Below are 1,460 nucleotides of genomic sequence, written 5' to 3'. Positions count from 1 at the left end.
GCGCCACCCCGGGAATGCGCATTGCCGATCGATATCGCCGCTCGGCCTCGGCATCCGGATACCCCGGTCCTCCCCAGCCGCGTAGCAGCGTTGCGACGTGGGCGGCGTCCTCGGCCACCAGGACCCGTTCGGGCCGCCATGGCAGCTGAAAACCGAGCATGTACCGGCTGGCGGCACCCTGACCACGGGGATCCGCCGCGATCTGGTGCCGCAGCCGCAGCGGATGAGGCATGGCCAGGATCGCGAGCCGACGCACCACCATCGGGTGACGAACCGCGGTGGTCCAGCCAAGCAGCCCACCCCAGTCGTGGCCCACGACCGCGGCGTCCGGTTCCCCCAATGCCCTGACCAGACCGGCCACGTCATCGGAGAGAGTGAAGGCGTCATAGCCCCGAGGCGGCTTGTCACTCGCTCCATAGCCGCGCAGGTCCGGCGCGACGACGCGGTAGCCCGCCGCCGCCAGCGCGGTGAGTTGGTGACGCCAGGCCCACCAGAACTGCGGGAAGCCGTGCAGCAGCAGGACGAGCGGGCCACTCCCCAACTCCGCCACGTGCAGCCGGGTACCGTTGGCAGACACGTCACGGTGCCGCCACGGCCCGTCGACCAGGACGGTGGCGGGCTCGAGAACGGTGTCCTCCATCGCCTGCCAGGATGGCAGACCAGCCATCGGCCCCGGACCGGCGGTGCTCGTGACGGGCCGGTCGTGGGGTCCGCAGTCGGCCCTCGAACGTCCGCCGCCGGCTCCGTCGCCAGACCCTCTGCCGACCGCCGGCAGGCTTGGGTACCGGCGGACACCGCGCACCCAGCGCGAGGGTGTCAGTGCCCGCGCTGGCCCGGGTGGGCGGCCGCATCCGCCGACCCGACCGCGTCTCCCGGTCCGACCGGGCCCGCCGACCCGACTGGGGCGGTCGTGGGATTACGTAGCCAGGTGATGTCGTCGCGCACGGTCTGGATGGTCCGCTCGGGCGGGGAGAGCTTGCGGAACCGCGCCATCGCGAACAGGGCCAGCAGCCCCGCAACGACGAGGTAGAGACCGGCCGTCAGCAGATAGGACCAGAAACGCTCGATGCCGGCCCAGGTGAACAGCTCCCCCAGAAAGATCGTGGCGGCGATCAGAGCGCAGAACCCGAGGCCGGCCGCCACCGCCAGAAAACCGATTCCGAGCACAGCTGACACCGCCTGCTGGGCGAGCTCGGCCTTGGCCAGGTTGATCTCCTGACGAATCAGCAACGAGACATCGCGAGTGGCCAGGGCCACCAGCTCACCCAGCGTCGGCTCACGGCCGTCCCGAGCCTTCCCGGCTGCGATCGACACTTCTGGTCCTCCCTCTGGCGGCGACCCGCCCGTGCTGGACGGCGGGACAGTTCGCGCTACCACCCTGATCCGACCTGCGCCCTGATCCGACAGGGTCCGAACCGGCGGTGGACCGGGAAGCCCCACCGGAGGCCATCCGCCCTGGG

Annotated in this window: 2 protein-coding genes; both read right to left on the bottom strand. The window is 71.2% G+C overall.

The window, feature by feature from the left end; all coding sequences use genetic code 11:
- Window positions 1-640 (bottom strand): alpha/beta fold hydrolase (locus tag ACY45C_RS01650; protein WP_462185934.1); only part of this gene is annotated, 640 nt, incomplete at its 3' end.
- A 176-nt stretch (window positions 641-816) separates the two neighbouring features.
- Entirely contained in the window at window positions 817-1,314 is a 498-nt protein-coding gene (locus ACY45C_RS01645) for a phage holin family protein (RefSeq protein WP_462185908.1), read from the bottom strand.
- Window positions 1,315-1,460 lie beyond the last annotated feature (146 nt).

Source organism: Frankia sp. CcWB2 (assembly GCF_977927585.1).
The sequence above is the reverse complement of the archived record's forward strand: the minus strand, read 5'-3'. Positions and strand labels throughout refer to the sequence as shown.